Source organism: Vibrio sp. 1641 (assembly GCF_033339995.1).
Taxonomy (GTDB): Bacteria; Pseudomonadota; Gammaproteobacteria; order Enterobacterales; family Vibrionaceae; genus Vibrio; species Vibrio alginolyticus.
Map to the genome: position 1 here is coordinate 1 of NZ_JAWOVP010000277.1, position 623 is coordinate 623.

Below are 623 nucleotides of genomic sequence, written 5' to 3' on the forward strand. Positions count from 1 at the left end.
AAATGGCACAAGTCCCGCCGTAGTAGGGATTACTGGCAGACCAAACTGCTCAGCCACTTTGTAACCAAATGGCGTCGCGCCCAGTTTTGGCATGGAAAGGCCACCGGTCGCAATCACCAAAGATTCGCACTCAACAGGCTCAGTACCCGCGTGCAGACGAAAGCCTTCTTCGGTTTTCTCAATGGTGTGCACATCGCATTGGTAACGCTGTTGAATGTTTGGCATGTCACACTCGGCCAGCAGCATCTTCACGATGTCTTTGGCGGTAAAGGCATCGACACAAAACAATTGGCCGTGGTCGCGCTCTTCAAACTCGATGCCGTGTTTGCTGACCATGGAGATGAAATCCCAGTTGGTGTATTGCGACAGCGCCGATTTTACGAAGTGTGGGTTTTGGCATAGGTAGTTGCTGGCTGATACGTCGTAGTTGGTCAAGTTGCAGCGGCCAACACCAGAGATAAGGAATTTACGTCCTGGATTTTTGGCATGATCCAGCACAAGCACACTGCGTCCGCGCTTGCCTGCTTCTGCAGCACACATCAAACCCGCGGCTCCCGCGCCAATTACAACAACATCAAATTTCTTACTCATCGGTCGCTCTTAGGCTCTATCCAAAATCCAAA

At 51.2% G+C, this 623-nt stretch carries 1 protein-coding gene; it reads right to left on the reverse strand.

Annotated elements, in window-relative coordinates; genetic code table 11:
• The coding region (locus R7Z47_RS25500) for an aminoacetone oxidase family FAD-binding enzyme (RefSeq protein WP_318130848.1) at positions 1 to 591 on the reverse strand (591 nt) is incomplete at its 3' end.
• Positions 592 to 623: the final 32 nt, after the last annotated feature.